At 59.1% G+C, this 20,364-nt stretch carries 23 protein-coding genes and 1 pseudogene; 5 read left to right on the top strand and 19 right to left on the bottom strand.

The window, feature by feature from the left end; translation table 11 throughout:
* Positions 1 to 323 (top strand): hypothetical protein (locus EN955_RS35115; protein WP_245462174.1); only part of this gene is annotated, 323 nt, incomplete at its 5' end.
* Here EN955_RS35115 and EN955_RS18230 read toward each other — a convergent pair.
* The 10 genes from EN955_RS18230 to EN955_RS35895 form a co-directional block, all read right to left on the bottom strand.
* Positions 248 to 472, bottom strand: coding sequence for a KTSC domain-containing protein (locus EN955_RS18230; RefSeq protein WP_024505782.1), 225 nt, complete (start codon positions 470 to 472; stop codon positions 248 to 250). The two genes, EN955_RS35115 and EN955_RS18230, sit on opposite strands and share 76 nt — an antisense overlap.
* 695 nt (positions 473 to 1,167) lie before the next feature.
* Positions 1,168 to 1,359, bottom strand: a complete 192-nt coding sequence (locus EN955_RS18225) for a hypothetical protein (protein WP_013525035.1) — start codon at positions 1,357 to 1,359, stop codon at positions 1,168 to 1,170.
* A complete protein-coding gene (locus tag EN955_RS18220; protein WP_032809501.1) occupies positions 1,356 to 1,496 on the bottom strand; it encodes an entericidin A/B family lipoprotein in 141 nt (46 codons plus the stop codon). The genes EN955_RS18225 and EN955_RS18220 overlap by 4 nt, the downstream gene beginning before the upstream one ends.
* Positions 1,497 to 2,175: 679 nt before the next feature.
* Positions 2,176 to 2,886 (bottom strand): hypothetical protein, encoded by a 711-nt coding sequence (locus EN955_RS18210; RefSeq protein ID WP_024505780.1) that lies wholly within the window; start codon positions 2,884 to 2,886, stop codon positions 2,176 to 2,178.
* A 5-nt stretch (positions 2,887 to 2,891) separates the two neighbouring features.
* Positions 2,892 to 3,485 carry an SOS response-associated peptidase family protein gene (locus EN955_RS18205; RefSeq protein ID WP_024505779.1) on the bottom strand — a complete coding sequence of 198 codons (594 nt, stop codon included), beginning with the start codon at positions 3,483 to 3,485 and terminating at the stop codon, positions 2,892 to 2,894.
* 980 nt (positions 3,486 to 4,465) lie between these two features.
* A complete protein-coding gene (locus EN955_RS35110) occupies positions 4,466 to 4,708 on the bottom strand; it encodes a hypothetical protein (protein ID WP_127219055.1) in 243 nt (80 codons plus the stop codon).
* 173 nt (positions 4,709 to 4,881) lie between these two features.
* Positions 4,882 to 5,364, bottom strand: coding sequence for a DUF2269 family protein (locus EN955_RS18200; protein WP_024505778.1), 483 nt, complete (start codon positions 5,362 to 5,364; stop codon positions 4,882 to 4,884).
* Entirely contained in the window at positions 5,364 to 6,650 is a 1,287-nt protein-coding gene (locus EN955_RS18195) for an SDR family oxidoreductase (RefSeq protein WP_024505777.1), read from the bottom strand. Before EN955_RS18195 ends, EN955_RS18200 begins: the two co-directional genes overlap by 1 nt.
* 435 nt (positions 6,651 to 7,085) lie before the next feature.
* Positions 7,086 to 7,610: a ferritin-like domain-containing protein gene (locus EN955_RS18190; RefSeq protein ID WP_024505776.1), complete on the bottom strand. Its 525-nt coding sequence runs from the start codon at positions 7,608 to 7,610 to the stop codon at positions 7,086 to 7,088.
* 550 nt (positions 7,611 to 8,160) lie between these two features.
* Positions 8,161 to 8,295, bottom strand: coding sequence for a hypothetical protein (locus EN955_RS35895; protein ID WP_013525051.1), 135 nt, complete (start codon positions 8,293 to 8,295; stop codon positions 8,161 to 8,163).
* Between the two features lie 481 nt (positions 8,296 to 8,776).
* Between EN955_RS35895 and EN955_RS18180 the strand changes: the two genes are divergently transcribed.
* Positions 8,777 to 9,745 carry a manganese catalase family protein gene (locus tag EN955_RS18180; protein ID WP_024505775.1) on the top strand — a complete coding sequence of 323 codons (969 nt, stop codon included), beginning with the start codon at positions 8,777 to 8,779 and terminating at the stop codon, positions 9,743 to 9,745.
* 126 nt (positions 9,746 to 9,871) lie between these two features.
* Entirely contained in the window at positions 9,872 to 10,921 is a 1,050-nt protein-coding gene (locus tag EN955_RS18175; RefSeq protein WP_024505774.1) for a chemotaxis protein CheB, read from the top strand.
* Between the two features lie 131 nt (positions 10,922 to 11,052).
* Here the strand turns inward: EN955_RS18175 and EN955_RS34835 are convergent, their stop codons facing one another.
* The 6 genes and pseudogenes from EN955_RS34835 to EN955_RS18140 form a co-directional block, all read right to left on the bottom strand.
* On the bottom strand, positions 11,053 to 11,205 hold the full coding sequence (locus EN955_RS34835; RefSeq protein ID WP_155925010.1) for a hypothetical protein: 153 nt from the start codon (positions 11,203 to 11,205) through the stop codon (positions 11,053 to 11,055).
* Positions 11,206 to 11,290: 85 nt separating this feature from the next.
* Positions 11,291 to 11,755 (bottom strand): hypothetical protein, encoded by a 465-nt coding sequence (locus tag EN955_RS18170; protein WP_127219158.1) that lies wholly within the window; start codon positions 11,753 to 11,755, stop codon positions 11,291 to 11,293.
* Between the two features lie 72 nt (positions 11,756 to 11,827).
* Positions 11,828 to 12,436: an EF-hand domain-containing protein gene (locus tag EN955_RS18165; RefSeq protein ID WP_032899840.1), complete on the bottom strand. Its 609-nt coding sequence runs from the start codon at positions 12,434 to 12,436 to the stop codon at positions 11,828 to 11,830.
* 169 nt (positions 12,437 to 12,605) lie between these two features.
* Positions 12,606 to 12,800, bottom strand: a pseudogene (locus tag EN955_RS18160) (IclR family transcriptional regulator C-terminal domain-containing protein); the annotation flags it as partial.
* Positions 12,801 to 14,957: 2,157 nt separating this feature from the next.
* Positions 14,958 to 15,689 (bottom strand): Crp/Fnr family transcriptional regulator, encoded by a 732-nt coding sequence (locus tag EN955_RS18145; RefSeq protein WP_024505864.1) that lies wholly within the window; start codon positions 15,687 to 15,689, stop codon positions 14,958 to 14,960.
* Positions 15,690 to 16,348: 659 nt separating this feature from the next.
* Positions 16,349 to 16,600, bottom strand: a complete 252-nt coding sequence (locus tag EN955_RS18140; RefSeq protein WP_024505862.1) for a hypothetical protein — start codon at positions 16,598 to 16,600, stop codon at positions 16,349 to 16,351.
* Positions 16,601 to 17,032: 432 nt separating this feature from the next.
* Here EN955_RS18140 and EN955_RS18135 point away from each other — a divergent pair, with 432 nt between their 5' ends.
* A complete protein-coding gene (locus EN955_RS18135) occupies positions 17,033 to 17,254 on the top strand; it encodes a DUF768 domain-containing protein (protein WP_013525056.1) in 222 nt (73 codons plus the stop codon).
* 597 nt (positions 17,255 to 17,851) lie between these two features.
* Here EN955_RS18135 and EN955_RS18125 read toward each other — a convergent pair.
* The 3 genes from EN955_RS18125 to EN955_RS18110 all read right to left on the bottom strand — a co-directional run bounded on the left by EN955_RS18125 (position 17,852) and on the right by EN955_RS18110 (position 19,073).
* Complete coding sequence (locus EN955_RS18125; protein ID WP_255337286.1) at positions 17,852 to 18,058, bottom strand: DUF982 domain-containing protein; 207 nt, start codon at positions 18,056 to 18,058, stop codon at positions 17,852 to 17,854.
* Between the two features lie 300 nt (positions 18,059 to 18,358).
* Positions 18,359 to 18,751, bottom strand: a complete 393-nt coding sequence (locus tag EN955_RS18115; protein ID WP_024505861.1) for a response regulator — start codon at positions 18,749 to 18,751, stop codon at positions 18,359 to 18,361.
* Between the two features lie 79 nt (positions 18,752 to 18,830).
* On the bottom strand, positions 18,831 to 19,073 hold the full coding sequence (locus EN955_RS18110; protein WP_024505860.1) for a DUF982 domain-containing protein: 243 nt from the start codon (positions 19,071 to 19,073) through the stop codon (positions 18,831 to 18,833).
* 605 nt (positions 19,074 to 19,678) lie between these two features.
* Here EN955_RS18110 and EN955_RS35105 point away from each other — a divergent pair.
* On the top strand, positions 19,679 to 20,263 hold the full coding sequence (locus EN955_RS35105; protein WP_164753058.1) for a hypothetical protein: 585 nt from the start codon (positions 19,679 to 19,681) through the stop codon (positions 20,261 to 20,263).
* Positions 20,264 to 20,364 lie beyond the last annotated feature (101 nt).

The following is a 20,364-nucleotide window of genomic DNA, read 5'->3' as shown; positions in this document are numbered from 1 at the left end:
CTTCAGAGGCATGCGCTGACTCGCATAGTGCGATTCAATTAGCGCGCGCTAAAATGGTTCCGGAACATTTTAGACGAATTGAATGTTTGATGGTTATGACGAAGCTATCCGACCTTGGACCGCCGATTCCCGGCACGCAGCACGGCGGCGAGCCTGCCGACGAGCGCGACAATTTCATGACCTGTCCGGTCTGCGGCCAGCCGTTCGACATGCGCGATTTCCGCCAGGTCGCTTGGCACAATCTGCCTCAGCATGAACCGCTGGAATCGGAGGTTGCCACGGGCCGGAACGCGAACTGGTTGCGGATCCGACCATTGAAATAGCGGCCCTTGGCAAAGGCAGATTTGAAATCGGCGACGATCTCCGGCGGTACATCCAGAAAGTCGTACTGCCTGCCACTCGCTACAAACCACACTGAGAGAACCCTGGTTTCCGGGTCGTATTCGAACTTGCGTATTGAGGTCGACGGCATGGTGCACCAGGTCATTGCCAGTGAGCGACCCGCGAGATGGCCCGCCCTGTGAGGAAGCAGAGAGCGGGCCGACCACGGCTGTACGTCCATGGCCATCATCGCCTCCACGGAAGGACGGTGACAGCATTCCAACTCCCATTGGATTTCGGTGTTCCACACATAAACAAAAAGGCCCGCCACCTCTCGGCAGCGGGCAGTGTAGGTCGCTAGGATCACCCAGCGGTACCTAAAGTACACCCCGCCTCGCCAAAAGGGAAATGTTAGGTATCTCTAATGGATGATTCGGACCCTGGGGCTGACCGTGGGGTATCAAATCCGAGAATATCCTGCGGGCCAGGTCGATAGCGGAATACCGAGCTGGGGCCCCGACATCCTATTGGGCCGCCGCACAGGCAACGAAAATGCCCGTGACGCTACACCGATCCGGAAACTACTTTCTTGAGGTGACCGATGCGAGCACGGGAGGGTGTTCGCCTACCAATACACCGATTTGCTCTACTGAGTGGCTTTGAGCAGCGGCTGCTGCTTCACCTCCGGGCCAAACCGGCCGCTCCATTCATAGCCGCAGCGGGCTGTCCTAGGGGATAGTTGGACTGGACGGTGTGTTGATTCACCCCTGCTGGATGGCTGAGGTGCAAAACCATGCAAACCACAATGCCCCGATACGCGACAGAAAAGCGGTTGCATCGTCGACTTTATTCAAGCCGGAATTCAACCGCATGCTTGTCGGACTCACGAATGAGGCCACTGTCCATGGCGGCTTCGAACGCCTTGGTGAAATACTGATCATCGGAGGCCTCGTGATCCTGCTGCGCAAGATCGATCGGCAGGGCTCCGATCACGCGGCCCGTTGTCTTCTCGATAACCGTGACGGTCCTCTGCATCATGGTTTGTTGACCGTGTCGTCGACTGCGTTGGCCGTTGCCTTGACGTCCCGGCCGACGCCTCGGACGGTGTTGGCGCAGGCCGCAAGGGCAAAGGCACAGGCAAGAATGACAATCGGTGTGATGCGTAGCAGTTTCATGGACGGGTTCTCCTATTTGTGATTATCAAGTCCGCTTTGCCGTATCGCACCTGTAACCGCCATCACCTTGTTGTGGGCGGCCGCTTCATCTGCGGTGTCAAAGGGCGTTGCGATGGTCGTCCCATCCAGAGCCAGTATCACAGCCAGGAACGGAAGGCCGATCAGCGGTGGTGCGTAGACAACGTACGCTGGGCGGGCATTCTTCATCGCCCATGTAGCACCATTTGTCGGTCAGGACCTAATCCACCTTAAAATGCCGAAGCGCCTCTATTCTTCACATCGCCGACTTCCTGCACCACCGTGGCAAGCGATTCCTTCTATAGGAAACAGCCATGATTTTTCCTTCCGGGTAGTGATTGGGGTATGGTCGTGGAGAAATCTGCTGACAGCAAGTCGGCGACCTGGCCCCAAGTCCTATGCGTGCGAGGATGGCCATGGATCAGAAGCAGAGGCGGCCCAGATCCGCCATGCCGAAGCCTTATCGGCCCGCCCTCGGTTTCCAACATTTCAAGCACGAAGTTGTCGAACATCTGCCATCCTCAAAAATGGGCGGTTGTCGGCTTGAAGAACTCCATGAGCATGGATTGGTTCGGGACGTGCCAATCGCGACTGCAGATCGTTTCGGCTCCCGGTTAGCTTTCGCTCAGGGCTCATTCTGGACGCGAATGGCTAGACGGATTTAACGGAGCAGGCCCTCGTCGTCGAACGCGTTCCAGCCCTTCAACTTGGGCCGGGGAGCGTCATCTCTGGGGTTATTCCCGGCACCGCGACCCTTCTCGCTACCCTTTCCCGCCCGCGTCAGGGCAGCCTTGCCGGCGCCACGTCGCCTGTTCTCTGTAACTTGCTGCGCGTCCTCTTCACGCCAAAGGCTTGGCAGATCACGATCAAGGATGTCTTCGATGTGCTTGGGATCGAACACGTGGAAGGTGACGGCCTTGGATCGACCGCGCATCTTCACGGTGCGGGTGCCAATGCTTTGCAGCCGTCCGTTTTTCAGCCACTTGTGACGCTCACGCGAAGAGATCGCAAGGATGTCTTCGGCCTCGCGCGGCAGGACCGGGAGTACTGCGATGGTTTCCAGTGCCTTGGCGATCTTGTTCGAGGCGGCCTCGAACTCTTCGGCATCGTCTTCGCGCATCCGCAATGTCATGCGACCAGTCTCGGCTTTGACGTACTTCCTCACCGCCCAAGGCAGGCGGGCACGTATTTCACGCTCGATACCTTTCGTGCGCACCGACGAGCCAAGCGTCGCTGATGGCGGAAGGGGCCACTCGGTAATCAGTGACAACGAGGTGCTGACGCTTTGGCGAGAGCCGCGATCTCGAGGGGCCACAATTGCCGCAGCCAAGCCGCCAAGAATCTTTCGTGTTTGCGCAAAACGCACCGGCATCTGAGCTAGTCGCTTCCTTGTCGCACGGTTTCTACCGCCAGCGACCCGGCCGGCAGGGCCTTCAACAGCTCCACCTCGGGTTTCGTGAGGTGGATCCATGCCGCCCAATCATCCGGGCGCAGAACCACAATCTGGCGATTGTGGATGGGCGCCACGTCCAGGCCGGGTTCCGTCGTCAGCATTGCGAATGTCGGGGGCTTGTTGCCTTCGCCATCGCGCCACAGGCCGGCGATCGCCATGAACGAGGCGCCGTTGAGCGTGAAGCGATGCTTAGCCTTTGGAGACTTCTTTCCCGTGAATTCGAAGAAAGCCGACGCCGGAATAAGGCAGCGCTTGCTGTTGGACAAGTTCCGTCCTTCCGAGCGGAAGTTGAAGATCGGCCCGCCTTTGGGCCCGGAGGGCGGAAAGGCAAAGGTCATGCGCGTGAGTTCGATCGTGTCGCCGGCGGCGCGCATGATCGGGGCGGGATCACTGATGCGGATGTCATCCGCCTGCGGCAGATCCAGTTCGGTTTGATAAGTGGGAATGTCGAGCGCCAGCAATTGCCTCATCCTGCAATATTCGGCCCAGGCGATATGCTGCTCATAGTCGTTGCACATAGCTGCCCACGCTTTCAGTCAGTTGATGACTTATAACAGATAACGCGGCTTGGCTGCGGCGCCACCATCCGGAGATTTTCCGCTATGCCCGAAATCTCGCGATCTGCTTGAGCATCGCGCAGTTTGTCCGTGATGACATCGCCGTGGCTCACAATGATGCGCTCAAGGTCCGGTTCATCAGACCATCTGCGGAAAGCCGCGCCCAGCGCCTACCGCCGCCAGGCCAGCGGGCAGTTCTCATGGGGAAAGCACTGAATGGGAACAGTGCAACGGCCGAAGTTTGACAGCGCGATTTTGTTCCACCGTCCGTGATCAGCTTCGCGCCATTTTGGAAAACCGTACAGCAACCCTTTCTGGTCTGTTCGACTTCATGTGGTATGGCTCGCTATGTCTTGGACCTTTCCGACACCGCAGTGCTGACCGAGATTCTGGCAGAGTTCGCCCGTTCTGGTGCTGGCTCCCGTCTCGATCTGATATGCAAGGTCTGCGATGCCAAGGGCAACGAATCCAGCAATTCAGGGTAGCGTTACGGGTCCTGAGAACCGCGACGTGATGCTTCACCGGCCAACCTGCCATTGAAAAACCCGCCACTGAGGGAGCAGTAACGGGCCTCCGGTGTATGCTCGGCCAGGGAAACCGAGCGCAATCCAAACTTCATTTTCGGAGCCATGTTGCAGTGGGTCCGCCCCTGCTGGCGGGCAGAGGCGGACCCGGCCAAGGCTTGGGACCTAGGCCCGGCAGCGGGGGACGCTGCCGCCGTTTCCAACCTGCGTCGACATATCAGGTTCCACTAATGCACAAAAAGCCCGCCACCTTTGAGCAGCGGGCGTTCCAAAGCTGCAATTCTCTTGATTAATCGATAATCCCGGAGAGCCCGGATGAGTTGGGCGAAGCCGTGAAGGCACGGGTCACGCCGGCGATGGATCCGCAGCAGAGATCGCCGAACGAAACGACTGCGGGAAACGCGGTCGCTGATTTGCTCAGGCCTGCCGGTAGATGTGGCCTTCGTCGACGGTGGTCAAACGGCGCGTATCTCGACTGCGGCCGGACGGCGACCTCGCCGAACCGCTCGGCAACACGATCGAGGCCCCGCGGCATGCGGGAGCGCCGTGCTCGGTGACGACAAGCTCGGCTGCAATGCCGCAAGTTTCCACCGAAGTCGCCGACGATGCATTTCGAAGCCGTGCACGGGCGACGTGGATAGACGTGTCGTCGGCAATCAAAGTCCCGTCAGCCTCCCGCCACAGAGGTGCTCGGGCGATGGCCGGGAACCTGTGCAACCATAGCCACCCGGTATGTAGGAACGGAACGAGGCAGTCTGCGGCTGGCTCCATCGCCGCCCATTTGTTAGGCGCAACGATGTTGCAGACCGTGACGAGGGAGACGAAGTCCGGTGCTACAAGGCGAACCAGTCGATCGAAGGTCGCGAAATCATCAGCCAGAAGATGGCGAGCACTGCCGCGAAGGCAGGAAAGCCAAAGGCGAACCAGAGCCGAAACAAGGTGTCATAGCGCTGTGGTGGAGGTTGCTTCTCTGCCGTGGCCTGCATAGCGAGATTCCGCATCTCGATCTGCATCCACACGACTGGAAGCCAGAACAGGCCGGTGATGAGGTAGAGCAGGATCGAAAGCACAATCCACCCCTCGGTCAGCGGATAGCCGGAATGCCAGGCGAGGAATGCACCGGTGACAGGTTGGGCGACGACGGCGGTTGCAGTGAAGATGAAATCGGCGATCACGACGATGCGTGCGACCGCCGCGATGGTCGCGGAATTTCCGGTCCGGTGAGCGAGCAGCATGAAGAAGGCGATGCCGGCGCCGGTGCCCAGCAGCACGGCCGCGCCGACGACATGCAGGAACTTGAGCATGAAGTAGGTCATCAGCGTTCCTCCAGGACCGCCAGCGCGACAAAATGCAGAACCAGGATCGGCAGGATCTTCAGGAATGGGCCGAGCGGCTCGTTCCACAGTTCTGGTCGCAGCATGGTCCCCACGATCGCATAGAAAAGAGCCACCGCAATCGCCCCGAACAGCCCCAGCCGACTGGTCGGTCGCCAGGCGATCAACGCGCCGACCGCCATGTCGGCCAGCGCTCCGGCGATGACTGCCGGTTCCGCCAGCGGACCGATGGCCGTGCCGACCAGCAAGTCGACCCCGCGGCGCCAGCCGGTGGTCAGGGAAATGATGCCGGTCATGATCCAGAAGAAGGGCAGGACAGTAAAGATCGCCGGCTTGACGAAATAGAGACGGGCGAACCATCGCTCCTGCACCGTCGCGGGATTGAGCTTTAGCGCCGCTTCGAGGCTGGATGGTTGGATCCCTGTCGCTGTGATCCACGCCTGCGGGTCGCCGACAGCGCCCCGCACGATTTCCTTGGCCGCATTGCTGCGCATCGGCGGGCGCCAGCCGAGCAGAGCCGCCGCATCGCCGACCCGGTACAGGCCGGCCGCGACGCTACCGGGCAGAGTGAACTCTCCAGCCGGTCTCGACCCGAGCCAGCGGCGGTAGAGGCCGACCACCTTCCTCATCGGCAGCGCTTCAGGTCCGGCAAGGTCAAGCGCAAGGTGCGATGCGCTATCGGGCCGGAGAAAATGCAGGACAGTGGCGATCACGTCATCCAACTGTACGACCTGAAGCCGACCCGTGCTGGGCATCACCGGCAACAGTGGCAATGCGGCCAGTCCGCGAAACAGCGCACTGGCGCCGAACGCCGGCCGGCCCAGCACGACCGACGGGCGCAGGATGACCCAGTCCAAATCGCGCGCCATCAACGCCTGGTCGCCAGCCAGCTTGGTGGCCGAGAAGGCGGACGGCTGCAGCCGATCGACCCCGATTGCCGAGAAGTGAATGACTTTTCTCACGCCCGCCTGCTCACAGGCGGCAAAGAGTGCCGATGCGCCACCCGCATGCACACCGCCAGTGCTTTCTTGCGCGCTGTCCTGCAGCACACCGGCGCAGTTGACGACCGCGTCGATGCCTATCAGATGCGGGCTCCAGTCCTGCGTCTGCAGCGCCTTTGCCATGTCGAGCAAGACAGGCGGCAAGCCTCTGAAGGGCGCGGCGCCGGCACGATGCAGTACGCGAACGATTTCATATCCATCGGCGGCCAGGCGCGCACAAAGAGAAGCTCCGATCAGACCCGACGCGCCGGTGACGAGGACCCTCACCTGGCACCTGAAAACTGCAGTGACAGTCGCGCCTCATCCTGTCTGCACGCGGAGCCGGACGAAACAGCGGTGTCGCTGCGATCGGGCCGCACGATCGAGCGATTCCGCGCGCCTCGCCGAGGGCAGATGGAAGCGAGCGTCGCGGCGCTGCTGGCGCGTCCGGCCAGAGCTCCGACAGTTTCGAGCAACGATATCGAGCGGAAGCTCGGGTTGATTGTTCCTTTGGTTTCTACCATGGGCGCTGATCCCAAGCTGCCACGGATGTTCCTGCAACCATTCATGGGCAAGGCGAGTTGTTCGCGCAGGAATGACCGCCTCGGACGGTTCAGTGCAACGACCGTATCCACTATTTTGCTCATGCACGCAGCGCCAGCCAACCTGATCGACGGTGTCGATGGACTCGATCTCCCTCCCGCCCAACGCGTTCAGCTAGATCTAGGCGGCATCTTGCAGCGCCCTTTCATTTACGCTGGTTTCTCCAAGCTGCGTCAACGCCTCGTCCGTTGCCTTCTCTTCGTCGAGCGTCTGCTGCAGCAGCGGAACCGCGTCATTCAAGCCGAGCAGCCTTGCCCAGGTTACCAATGTCCCATAACGGGCGACCTCATAATGCTCGACGGCCTGGGCAGCGGCAACAAGCCCGGCGTCGAGGGCCGGCGCCGCCTGGAACTCCTCCAGTATCTCCCCGCCCTCCTCAATGATGCCGTCGATCGCGGGACAGGTCTTGCCCTGCGCGCGCTTGCCGAAAATCACGAACACCTGCTGCAGCCGCTCAACCTGACCCTCAGTCTCGTCGCGGTGCTTCTCGAACGCGGCGGTCAACTCTTGCGATTCGGCACCCCTGGCCATTTTCTTGAGGGCACTTAAGATCTTGCGCTCCGCGTAGTATATGTCCTTCAAGGCTTCGTAAAATAGATCTTCCAGGCCCTTTGTGCTGCTCTGGGCGCTTTTCTTCGTCGCCATCTCCATGTCCCACTTCGAGTTCAATGCTTCGCGGCATATGCAGCTCTAACAACCAAGGCCATCGGTTGTTCCTCGCCCTCAAAGACATGGTGGGAACACGAGCAAGGACCGTGATCTCGCTCCGTTCTGGTCGGCACAACCGGCGCCATGTCGCCTCTGCGCCTGGCCAGCCTCGCGGCCGCTTGTCAAGCCGCCTGCCGCGCCTTAACCGGCGTTCTCGCCTATCGAAGTCGATTGCTGGTCACGCTTTCGCCGATCAATGTTGATAAGACGGCGGTCGGGGGCCGCGGCGCCGGAACGACCTCTTCAGCGTTTTGTGGGCAAGCTGCTGTGAGACCAGATCGCGCGCTTTTCGGCACATATTGCAAGCCACAATGGTCGCTCGGCTGCCTCTGCCGGTCTAAACGGGACCCGGCCCGCGGCATGCCCGGATGGTTGAAGCGGATTGTTGAAAAGGTGTGTCGGGGTGAACTAGATCATCCGCCGCCATCGGTTGCGACGATCGAGCGACGATTGCTCCTACCGGCCGCCCGACCGCCGTTTCGCTTCTTCATCGATCCTGCGACCTGAGAATCTTGAGTGCCTCGTCCTTGGTGAGGCCGCACTTTCGGGCAAAGTAGTTCGCTTCGATGGCCCTTTCGCGATCCGTCCGAGACGCGGTGTTCTGCTTGGCCTTCTTGCCCATCGATGCTATCGCCTCGATTATATCGCCTGCTGGTGATCAAGCGCCTACGCCGTGGGAGGGCTCACGCGGGGATCGGGTCACCAATCTTGCAGCTCCGCTGCCTGGCTCGAACTGTGGTTTGACGCGATTGTTCTGCGATTGCAAAACTTCGCAAGAGATGCCTGGCGCCGGACTTTGCTGTGGCCATTCGGGATCTGTCATCCCATCGCTGTGACCTGCAGACGAATGCAGAGCCTCAGCAGTTTTTCGCCGCTTTCATCGTGGGTTAGTCCCGACAACATGTTCGTTCCAGTACCCGGAGGAAAAAACGTGCGCGACCAGTCTTTTTCCCATCTGGAGGCGCTCATTGATGTGCGTCCCGACACGAATTTAACCCCTAGCGCGCCATGGCCTCGCGGATCGGCCACTGCGTCACTCGATGCAATATGGAACAATCCTCGCAGGCGGATGTTGGGCAACCCAACCCCCTGGAGGATTGCCAATGTTCATGCACAACAAGCGCCTGCAATACACCGTCCGCGTTTCGGAGCCTAATCCCCGCCTGGCCTGCATGATCATGGAACAATTCGGTGGCGCCGATGGTGAGCTTGCCGCGGCGATGCGCTATTTCACGCAAGGCCTCGGCGAGGATGATCTTGGCCGTCGCGACATGTTGCTCGACATAGCCACTGAAGAACTCAGCCACCTTGAGGTGGTGGGATCGATCGTCACCATGCTGAACAAGGGGCTCAAGGCACAACTTGCCGAAGGCCAGATGAAAGAAGCGGACCTTTATATGATGATCGGCGCCAGCGGTACGACAGCCAAGGAATCCATCCTGTTTGGCGGTGCTCCCGCGCTGTGCGACTCAGCCGGCGTTCCCTGGACCGCGGCCTATGTCGACTCACGCGGTGAACCTACCGTGGATTTGCGGTCGAACATCGCCGCTGAAGCGCGCGCCAAGATCGTTTACGAACGCCTCATCAACATCACCGATGATCCGGGCATCAAGGACGCGCTCGGCTTCCTGATGACACGCGAGATCGCTCATCAAAAGTCGTTTGAGAAAGCACTCTACGCCATCGAAAACAATTTCCCGTCAGGCAAGCTCCCGGGCATCGAGAGGTACGCCAGCATGTACGTCAACACCTCTCAAGGTGACGGCGATACCAATGGTCCATGGAATTCCGGCGAAGAGTGGGATCGGATCGATGACCTTGAAGAGGTGATGCCCGTCGACGGCGGAGACGGCTTGGCAACCGTCAAAATGGGCGCCAGAGACATGAAGGTGGTGGCCAAGATGGCCGACCGTACTCTTTCTGATCCGGCGTCCGATCCGATCACGGGCGCTGATCTAGGTGCCGGTCCGGGAGCTGGCCGAACCAAGAACGCGGATTTTGGCGGCGCGGCAAGCATTCAGGAGGCCCCGGCCGTGGCCGAGGCTGCTGTCAAACGCGCACGTAAGCGTTAGTTTGGACTGACCTCATTGCGGGCAACTATGTTCGGGTCAGGAAGCTAACGACGAAAGCAGGGGCATCCGACTGGCAGCAGCGGACTGGCCGGAGTGCTCGCTATTTGCTGAGTGGGTGAAGCACATATGGCCACCGCCGCACCACGATCAGAGTCGGAACATGCGGGGCAGTCGGAGAAGGTCCGTGCCTACGGTTGCGAGAACCGGTGCATTGTCGCAATCGGAGCCTCGGCGGGGGGCCTCGACGCGCTGAAGAGACTTGTCCGGGATATTTCGCCGGACATTCCGGCGGCCCTCCTCATCGTACAGCACGTCGGTCTCACGAGTTACCTCGGCGACATTCTCGGTCGCGCTGCCAACATGCCCGTAGCGAATGCCGCCAGCGGCACGAAGGTTAAAAACGGGCATATCTTCGTTGCACCGCCCGGAGCTCACCTGCTTTTACATGATGATCACATGCTGCTGCGGCGCGGGCCGCGGGAGAATTTGGCGCGCCCTGCCATCGATCCCCTTTTTCGATCAGCGGCCTGCAGCTTTGGCGGCAGCGTGATTGGTGTCGTGCTCACGGGCAGCCTCTCCGACGGGACCGCCGGCTTGCGCGCCATCAAGATTTGCGGAGGGGTCAGCGTGGTTCAAGATCCCGACGACGCTGCAGTACCCGATATGCCGCTGAGCGCCTTGCAGAATGTGGAAGTCGACCATTGCGTCGCCCTGTCCGAAATGGCTGGCCTGTTGCGCAGGCTTGCGTCCGAACTCGCAGGGCCGACACCAGAAATCCCGCCTGTCATCCGCCTTGAGGCTGCGATTGCTGCTCAGGAGCACAGCACAATGGAACAGACAGAACGCCAGCTTGGCATCCCCTCGCCATTTGTCTGCCCCGAATGTCACGGACCGCTTTGGGAGATCGAAGACGGGCCGATTACCCGTTACCGTTGTCACACTGGACATGCATTCGGAGCGGACGTTTTGATGCAGGCCCAGGCGGACGATGCGGAACAGGCCCTTTGGAGCCTTCTAAGAGCGCACCAGCAGCGGGCCGAGTTGGCGAAACGGACGGCGCAACGAGAAGCCGCTCGGGAAAGACATAGCTTGGCCAGCCAAATGGCTACGCGGGCCGCGGAACACGAAGCCGACGCGAAACTTATTGAAGAAATTATCCATCGTCGAAGGCCGTGACAAAACACACGCCCCGACAACCATGACCTTATTTCGGTCCGGGGCTCACGGTTACCGGGTTGGCGGCGTCACTTGCCGGAGACCATGATCCCACAGAGACAGCAAGGGTGTCGGCAAAGAACGATATTAGGTCACATCAGCGTCAGGCGGACGTCGCGCAGGGCATTCAACAGAAATTCCGAACCATCTCCACCCCGCTCCAAAACGCCAACTTCAGCAGAAATGCTGGGAATTGCCAAGCCTCGGCTATCCGGAACAAAATACCCGACAGCAGCTTTGGCCACGAGCTAACGCTCGTGTCGCGGGTTCACCAATTGAAGTATGGCGCCGCCGACGAATGCGGCCTCGGCCGCCTGAGAAACCCGATGTTTACAGATAAGATTGCTGCAAGAGGTCTGCAATGCTGGTCGAGCAATATGTCGAATCCAGAAAAAGGCGACATGACGTCATTTCTACCTCGACGGCAGAAGCCGCCATTCGGGAGGGTGCTCCCGAATTGGCAGATTTCCGGAAGAGCCTTTCAGATAATTGCGGGAACCGTGTGCAAAAATCGCACACGAAAGTTTCTTTTTTCGTTCCCACGACACTGCAGCCGACAGTCATTCGGACATTGCCGACGACATTGGCCGCTTTTTCGCCGACGTTCGCTGCGTTATCCGTGGGGCCGCAATGTCGCCGCCAATTCCCCTGGGGTTCCTGGAAGCTTTTCGAACTTTCTGGGTCGCGCGGCAGCCCAAATTGCGGGTGCTCATGGACAAAGTAGGATTGATTCGGCTTTCCATGGCTTTGAAGGATCAACCCCTTGGCACGTCGCGCCCGATAGCGCAACGCCATTACTTCCACCCGCTCGCGCTCGACGCCGCCCGCTCGCCGCTCCGTCTGAAGTAAGTCCTCACCTCTAAACAGCTACGGCATGTCTTCGCTGTTTCGGCCATGCATGTTGGAGCCGTGCATGAAGGACTGGATTTCGTCCAGATCGATCTTGCCATCACCATTCTCGTCGATGTTGCTGAAGATCCTGCCGACCCCGCCTTCAACCTCGTTCTGGGACAATGAACCGTCGCCATCCGTGTCCAACAGTCCAAACACCAGTCGCATGCCGGCACCGCGCATCATTTGGTGACCACGGTGTCGAGCCATTCTGTGTCCTCTGCCCCAGTCGCCACGATTTAGCCAATGGTCGCCATGACGGCTAGATTCATCGGGGCGGTCAGCATCCTTGATGTGGCCGTCCTGGTTCATGTAGCGATCTTCCTCATCGCGGAAACCTTCCTCAGAACCGCGATCCTGCTTCATTCTCTCCCGGACCGCTTGCTCAACCATCTGGCGGATCATTTCGCGTGTTGGTCCGTCCGCTTGTCGGTTGATATCCGGCAACTGCCCGCCGACCGGCTGTTCGGTGGCCGGAGGGGGTGCGGGTGTCGAGGGGGCCGGTGTTCCGCTTGTCTGGGCCAACGCGGGGAAGGTCAGAGCTATGAAAGCGGCCGCGGCCGTCGTGACGTGTGAATGTCTCATGGCGTGCTCCATCTATCGCACCTGCTTGCTTGGAAGGCCAAACTGGAGCTCGATCTGTTTGTTCCCTGAGGGGACCAGGTTGCGGCGAAGGCAAGCTGCTCGTGAGCCCTTGGGCCAAGCCTCGAATGCCTGTGATTAATGAAGCGGCTAGTTCGGCTTCCGCAATGCGTCAAACGATTGCCCCGGCCATCGCCGCGATTGGGCGGTCAAGGGAATTCAGCACCGGGGCCCCAAAGCAGATGATCCCGTCCGCAACCTGCTGGTCGTCGCAGTTGAAGCCATTCGTGCGGATATCGCGCATTTCAGCAATGAGGTCGTCAATAGTTTGCACGCTTTCTGTGTTCGAGGCTCGGGAAGACCATCGGCATAGAGCCGCCGTACTTCGAAATCGCTCATCTGGCTGAGAAAGGCTTTGCCGGTGGCCGTAAAGGCTGCGGGCAAACGCATTCCTGGACGGAACTGGATCAGCGAATGGCTAACGCTCGAATTGCGTGCGGCGAGATAGAAGACCTCTCTCCCTTCGAGCACCGAAAGGATAATTGTTGCCCCCGGGCAACTCCGTCTCGCCAACTCCGTCGCCACGTCGGATTGCTGGGCAAAGGCGTTCGACCATCGCATGACGGGGGGCCTAACTGGAAGGTCTGGTCGCCGCGGCGTATCAAGAGCTCCAAGTGTACGCCGAGCGTCGAACATAGCGCATGCGCGGAAGAACGCGCGATTCCAAGCTCGCGAGCCAGATCCGATAGCGTTGGGAGTTCGTGATCTCGCGACGATGTCCAAGATACGCACCCCACGGTTCAGGGCAGGGGGAAGGGCCGCTTTCGCGCCTCGTTTTGATTGATCTCGGTGTCAGCCATGGCTCCTCCCAAGCGCGTCACGCCTAAACCTTGAGGTGACAGGGCCGCAGAGATAGCGAGCCATCGGGCAAAAATCGAAAGGTCGGAAGGGTTGCCGTACGGGTTTACCAAGGCAACGACGCTAGGTCTGTTCGCGGACGGTGGAACAAAAACCGCGCTGTCGAGATTCGGTCGTTGCACTGTTCCCATTCGGTGCTTTCCCCATGAGAACTGCCCACTGGCCTGACGGCTGGCGGGCTTTTTTGTATCAGCGGAACCTTATTACTCATGTTCAGTTCTTGGCGGCAGCGCCCCGCACGCTGCTGGCCAAGGAAAGGCAACCCTTGGCCGGGCCCGCATCGGTCCTCACCCAAGCGGTGCGGGCCCACTGTCGATGCTGCCGAGCCCGTCTTCACACCCTTGGGCGTATCTTTCGAACAGTTCCACCTTTTCTGGATAAGGAAGGCGGTGTAAACGCTGGCAACCTTCGCACCGATAGTGGGCGGCAACGATGAACCAACGCCCTGGCTCAACCGAAGATAGTTTCTGGGAGAGCGGCATCAGGTCGCGTAACTCAAACTGCCGACGCCAGAATCAGCGTTATCCCCACCACCGTCGACCTTGTCGGACGTGTGAAGACCTTGAAGCGAGAGGACAAGCTAGGCCACGCGACTTTGCGGGCGATCCGTGAGGCGAAATCGTGATGTTAAATGAAGTAAGCCCGCCGCTGAGCACACAACAACAGCGACGGGCCTTGCTCGCCTACGCTTGGTGGGGATTGATAACCAAGCTGAACTTAACTTGGATTTCAGAAACAGGTTCCAGCGCTACCAAAAGATTTGATCGCAGGTGGCCCGGCACCGGGTCTCGAAATCGGTGGCGGGGCTTTGCTCGGCTTTTTCAAGGAGATTTCCTTACCAATCGCGTCCCGAACTTCCATTTCAGAGACATGTTCCCTGGTCGTGGGACAGACACTTCAGCCTTTACAGGACGGCTTGATTTGGGGGGCCTTGGGCGTCGCTAGTGCTTGAAGCGAAGCTTCTGCAAAGTCCGACCGTAGATGGTAGCGAACAGCAGAGGCGTCTCTGACTTCCATGCGGACGCAAGCAAGCTCGTCAAGCAAGACACGCCCGCTGGCGCATAAGGTTGGCACGGATCGCACGCGAAAGCTCGATGTCGCTGAGGCGTTGGGAATGGGAAAAGTCAGCCCGATGTAGCACGTTCGTTTATTGATCACCTAATTGCCCACTGCTGCGGGCGTAGGCGGAGATCGATCAGGTCCCCGCAGATCTGACAATGCCCGCTATGCGGATAGCGACGGCATCAAGTCCGCCCTGGCAATCTCGTCAGGACGTGTGCCGCCGCTTCGGCCGTGTGGGCAGTGCACCCGAGAAGGTCGCCACCGCCTAACCTTGCCGGGTATTGGCGACGCCGGCCTATTGGCGACGCAATCCCAAACTCTCCACGATCCCTCGCTCAATATGACAGTTGAATCTGTGCTGGTGATTTTCCATGCAACCTCGAGGGGAGAGATGGTTCTGCTTGGAATGGGAAGCGTGGTGGGCTGGGTGGCGTAAGGCCAAGGTATAGTATGCCAACGACGTTGATCTCCCTGAAGGATGTCGATCTGAAGCGCCGGATTGCGAGATGATCTCTAATGGCAACCGGTTGTGCTCCCCAATGATCTAAGTCAGGTCTGGAGACGAGCGGATGTCTCCAAGCAGCCTCACGTAGTCTGCCTCCGGCTGACCGTAGGTGCCATTTGCAGATGCCAGAAGGCCGCTGCGGTCCCGGATACGCACTTCGCCACGTCGGGAATAGATGAACCCGCGTCCTTCCAGCACCTGAAGCCCAACGGTAACTCCCGGACGCCTCGAGCCCAGCATGAGGGCTAGAAACTCATGGGTGATCACAACGCGTCCACCGTGGACCCGATCATCACACATTAGAAGCCATCGCGCCAAACGCTCTTCAAGGTTTGCGCGCGCGTTGATCAGCGCCGTATAGCTGGTCTGGATGTTGAGATACTGGACATAGCGCAAGAGTAAGAGGCGCAGCGTCGGGCTGTTCGAGAGTGCCGCCTTGAATGGCTCAGCTCCGATCCTGAAAGCGTTGCCGGGCAGCTGGACAAAACATTCATGCGCGGCATAGTCAGCCCCCATCACGAGCGCCGCACCAGTCATTCCCTCAAAACCGATAAGCGCAACCTCGGCTTCCCTCCCCAAGGTCCTCGCAACCACAGAACCGATGCCGTCCTCCAGGAAGTACATCGTAGTGATCTCCGAAGCGGCTTGCTCCAGATTCATTCTCAAATTGAGGGCACATGGCTCAAGGTGTGGCTGCAGAAGCGCTAGGTCATCGGGGTTGAGCCGACACAGCAATCCGTTTTTATAGGAATTGTTCTTTGGATTGGTCATGGCTCAATCCCGCCTGGGGCAAGAGCTTTCCAATCTCCTTGCCGTCCGCGCCCGTAAAAACGTGCAGACGATCTTGTGACGCTACGCCTCTTGGCGCGACAATCATAGGAGAATGCGAATCGATGCACGGCGAGCCCCCGCCACCGTGATTACAAAAGACTTGGAAGAAATGTCAGAGTTGGAAACGTACCGAGCTCGGGTTTGTACTAAACCGACATTCTGACGCCCCGGCCTGCCCGTCTTCATTTTGCCTGACCAGCGGAAGCGGCAACGGCCTAGTCTTGGCTTCTGACAGCAACGATGCGAGGCATGGCCGAGCCTCGCTTCGACTCCCGTGCCCGTCTCGCCATCTTGTACCTTCGTCGCGACCTGACTGCTTCCTCCGCCTGCTCGCGCGACATCTCCCCCGCGCGGCCAAACGGCTTCTTTTCTGGCATTCGATTGTCGTTGGCACGTTGGGTCACTGCCATGTCCGTCTCCGTTCGGAGCCGAACTTCGATTTGCCGGAACTATTCCATGCAGCACCCGCTGGTGCTGAGCGTGTTTTGAGCTGAGGTGAGGCGTTGTGAGGTCAAATTCCGTCGCGCTGCATTTCTAGCCTTGCATTAGAAACGCCATCCAGAATCCGGTGATAAAGCACGTCGAGCAAGTGGAGGTATTCAATCAATCTTGCCGGGCCGACCGGCCTTGGATTCCTCCAAGTCCAACTGGGCGCGACTGGCATGAACCAATGCTGCGATCAAATTTTCGTCGGCTGACTTTTTGCCGGTGTAGAGGCGCACAAGCTCGCGCGCCTGGACCTTCCAATTGGAGTCCGGGCTATCCCGGACGGCTGACGTAAGAGCCCGGGAGAGTATGTCGAAATCCAACAACGAAATACTCGGTCGGCTTCCTTTCACGATCAAATCCATCCTGTTGATCTGCGGCGTTCGCGACACTCGAAAGGTGGACAATGACCAGCATCGGCATCACCCAAAATAGGTCCATTCCTTCACGTGCTCAAGTTTCGGAAGCTCTCGCTGACCGATCATAGGACGCAGCGGCGCAGCGTAAATACCGCAGGGCAGCACCACTGCAATAACAAAGGTTAAGCGGTAGGCACAAAGCCGACTAGCTGCGGTTTTCTTGTCCAGCTTGCCTCTTCGGCAGCCCTGCCGATGACCGAACGCGTCAAAGATAAGCGGAACCTAATCTCCCGGCGTAGCTTGTCTCGATATGAGCGATCATGCCGAGAAACTAGTACCTCGCCCTCCACCAAGGTGGCAGAACCCGAAAGGAATTCTGATCTCGGCCGCTGTCGCTGTGCTTGCGTTCTGTGCTCTTCGCGGCTCGTGGAACTTTAGATGAGCACACGCGGCATCAACTTTCTGCACAAGTGGATTGCTAACGACATCCCAGAGACGGCGCCTCCCGACGCGGTCTCAATCGGTGAACTCACCCACAAGCTGCTAGCCGACGCCAAAGCGGTCGGCATCAAGAGAATAGAGCTGGATGAGGATGTGGATAGCCTTTACCGCATTTTCGTCGAAGCCATCGCTCACTTCGACGCCGGAATTCCAGAGTAGGTCCGCGGAGCTACGGTCTCATTCAAAAAGCGGATGCATCCGCTGGTGGGATTTTTATCAGATGGCGATGCCGTTCGAACAACACCAGCTTGTCTGGGTAGCCGAGACGAATCTTGGCATTGCAGGCCTCGCAACGAAACATGGATATTACCTTGAACCATGATCCTCGCCTTACAATAGGATGGCAGCATTTGGGGCAGTCGAAAACGAGCTCCGCATCTCCCAACTCCTCAGGTATGGGCATTGAAAGTCCTTTGTGGGGAGTTTGATCCATCCGGCAAACTGCGGTCAGGGTAAGCCCCGTGACGGTTGTAGAAGATTGGGTAGTCATAGGTCCATCCCACGCTACAATCCCTTTCAAGGCTAGGGTTCGCCCCCCGTGCGAACCGACGACCGCGGGGAGGGACGTAGCTGTGGCCGCCCACGCAACATCGATCTCCCGAGACAGTTCCTTACCGGAAGCCAAGCTCGGACCAATGCGTTTTGGCGGCGGGACTTAGGTCCGGCCCGTGAACTCCGCCACGTTTGTATCTGGCTTGGTCTTCAGCGAGCTACCCATCCGGTAATGCTGCCCGCAGGTGTCGACGGGGTGGCGGGCTAGTCAGTCTTTTCATGAGCAGCTCGGAACTGCCCCTCCTCGAAGCACCTCCGCGCCTCTTGAGCCGTCGCCTCACCGGCCATAGCGGCCATGCAGGCGCGGACAGCTTGGTTCCACTTAGGGCCACGCTTTGTCCATTTCACCAGATATTCGGAAGCGACCTCCACGCTGTTGACGTTGTAGGTCATGCCGGGTCGCCCCCCGATGACGGGAACCGGGGGTGAACCAGTGGGTTGCCATCATACGACCCTCCCTCGCGACAATCGACGCTTGAGGTCTTCGGCATTCAGTATGCCTACCAGATCTTCGGCGTATTCCTGATCCAAATATTCCGCCGGTGCCCCCCATGCATCGGCTGGCTGGCCGGTAAACACGTCGAATACCGTCCAGCTCTCGTCCGAGTCTTGCCTTAAGCCGTATCGCAGTTGCACCACGCGGCTAATTTAGGAGATCGGAATGTCTGATGCAAATGTCTGAGCGAGGGGATCGTGTGACTGGGGGGCACGTCAGCCAGGAGCTGCCAGCCCTGCTTGTGAATTGAGAAGGTTTGCGAGGCCCGTGATGATCTGGGGCATAACGAACGGCTTGGTTATCATGAGGCTGTTTGGCACTCCAAGTGACGGCCAGTCCTCCGCACCATCGCCACTCATGTAAATGACTGGCAAACTGGGGTTGACGGTCCGCATGTGACGGGCGACGTCCCAGCCAGTGGGGCCTTCTCCGATCCTTATATCGGTCAGGAGGGCTGCGACACGATCCGGGTTACGATCAAAGGTCGCGATGGCATTGTCCCCTTTATAGACGGCAATCACCTCGAACCCGGCTTCACGCAGCGAGTGTTCGATATCCAGGAGGATAAGGCTCTCATCCTCCACGACCAGGACGGCACCTGAGTTCATTCGACGCCAGCTTCGCTCGTTGGTATCCGGGCATGCAACGGTGGCCGGCTGCGAATGTTCCTCGACGCCCCTAACATTGCTAATCGGGCAGCAGCATTTCCTCCTCCTCAGCCGCATCCTCGAAGAGTACACGGAAGTCGTTGGTCGGCATCTTGCCATCCATCGCCGTCAGGCAGGCCTCCGCCGCCAGTCGCCATTTGGGGCCACGGTTGGACCACTTCAGTAGTTCCTCGGCGGCAGTGTCGATACGGCTGATCCCAAGGCGGAATCCCGGTCTGTCGGTCTTGACGTAGACAGGCGGGTTGAAACAACGAAGGGGCATCAGGATTCGCGCACGTCGAACGCAACGAAAAGCTCCCGTTTCGTGGCACAATCGACGATCATCGCGACCAACTGGCAGTCCGTCTCATGGAGATAAAGGCCGCGCGCGCGCACTGCTGTAATGGTTGCTTTCACGGAAATGATGGCGCCCGGTGAGGGCCCAAAAGGATCTCTCGAACCAGCTCCTTGGCCGTCGTCTGCGCAGGCCGGACAGGTGTTTGAATGTCCATCCCATCCTCCCAGAGAGACAGAACCTCAATCGTCTATTCTGTGGCGCACTTTTTGAAAAAGACAAGTACCAGAAGCGTACAAAGCGGGTAGTAACGGGCGCGACCTTCTTGGGTCTGTGCGCTGTCATCAGACCATCCATGGGCGCTCATGGTCATCCAAACACAGCGCGGAAGGTCGGCCACCCCGAAGGAAGAATGTGCCTGTTCGGACATACATCGTCCGGAAGATGGTGGGATTACGGTCGCAGGAGCGCGCCGCCAAACTGCGCCCATAAGCGTTCGCACTCTCTCGCCCTTAGGCTCGGCGTCGCCGGTTCGCCGTAGAAGACCATGGCTCGGCGAACGTCGTATCCAGCACCGATGCGTTCGCCACGAATTGAATGGCCATTCCCAAGGTGATGGGAGCGATTTTGGCACCCGCTTTGGTCGTGAGGTCAACCACACCGAACACTTCGCACTGGCACGCCTGCCAGCCAAAACGGCCCTCGAGATGGCACTCTTCACGGCGAGGAGCATTTCGGTCAGTCGTCCGCTGAAACGGCTCTACAAACTCTCAAAAGCAAGGTTTGTTCCCGGTCACGCGGCATCTCCCCAAGTGCCGGTGTTCGGCTGCAAAAACCAAACTGGATCACGCGGCCTTTCTCATACCTGTGTAGTTGATATCAATCTGCTCGACCGGAAGGTCAGGCCGCCTAGCCCAGTTCCTCTCAGCGTCAAGCAGTTCATTCGGCCCAGTCAAGCCGTTCATGAACAGCCTGAGCACGTGCGCAGCTATGCGCTCTCCTCTCTCCGAAGCGAGAGGTACGCCGCGCTCGTTGCAGACCGTGTGACAAACGTGGGCCAGCATCTCAACATCGCTCGGCTCCAAAAATCGGCCCGGATACAACATACCATTTCCTTGTTAGACGATTGCGATGGATGTCCCTTACGCAAGGTCAGCGGCAGCCACAATCAACTATGATAGTGACGTCTCGACGCTGGCAAGAAAGCAGGTCGGTCGCGCTGGCTGGCCACGGGCCGTCTGCTCTGGGCAGCGCGGCGGAACATTAGCGCCCGCTGTAA

The sequence above is a fragment of the Mesorhizobium sp. M7A.F.Ca.CA.001.04.2.1 genome (assembly GCF_003998485.1).
GTDB lineage: Bacteria > Pseudomonadota > Alphaproteobacteria > Rhizobiales > Rhizobiaceae > Mesorhizobium > Mesorhizobium ciceri.
The sequence above is the reverse complement of the archived record's forward strand: the minus strand, read 5'-3'. Positions and strand labels throughout refer to the sequence as shown.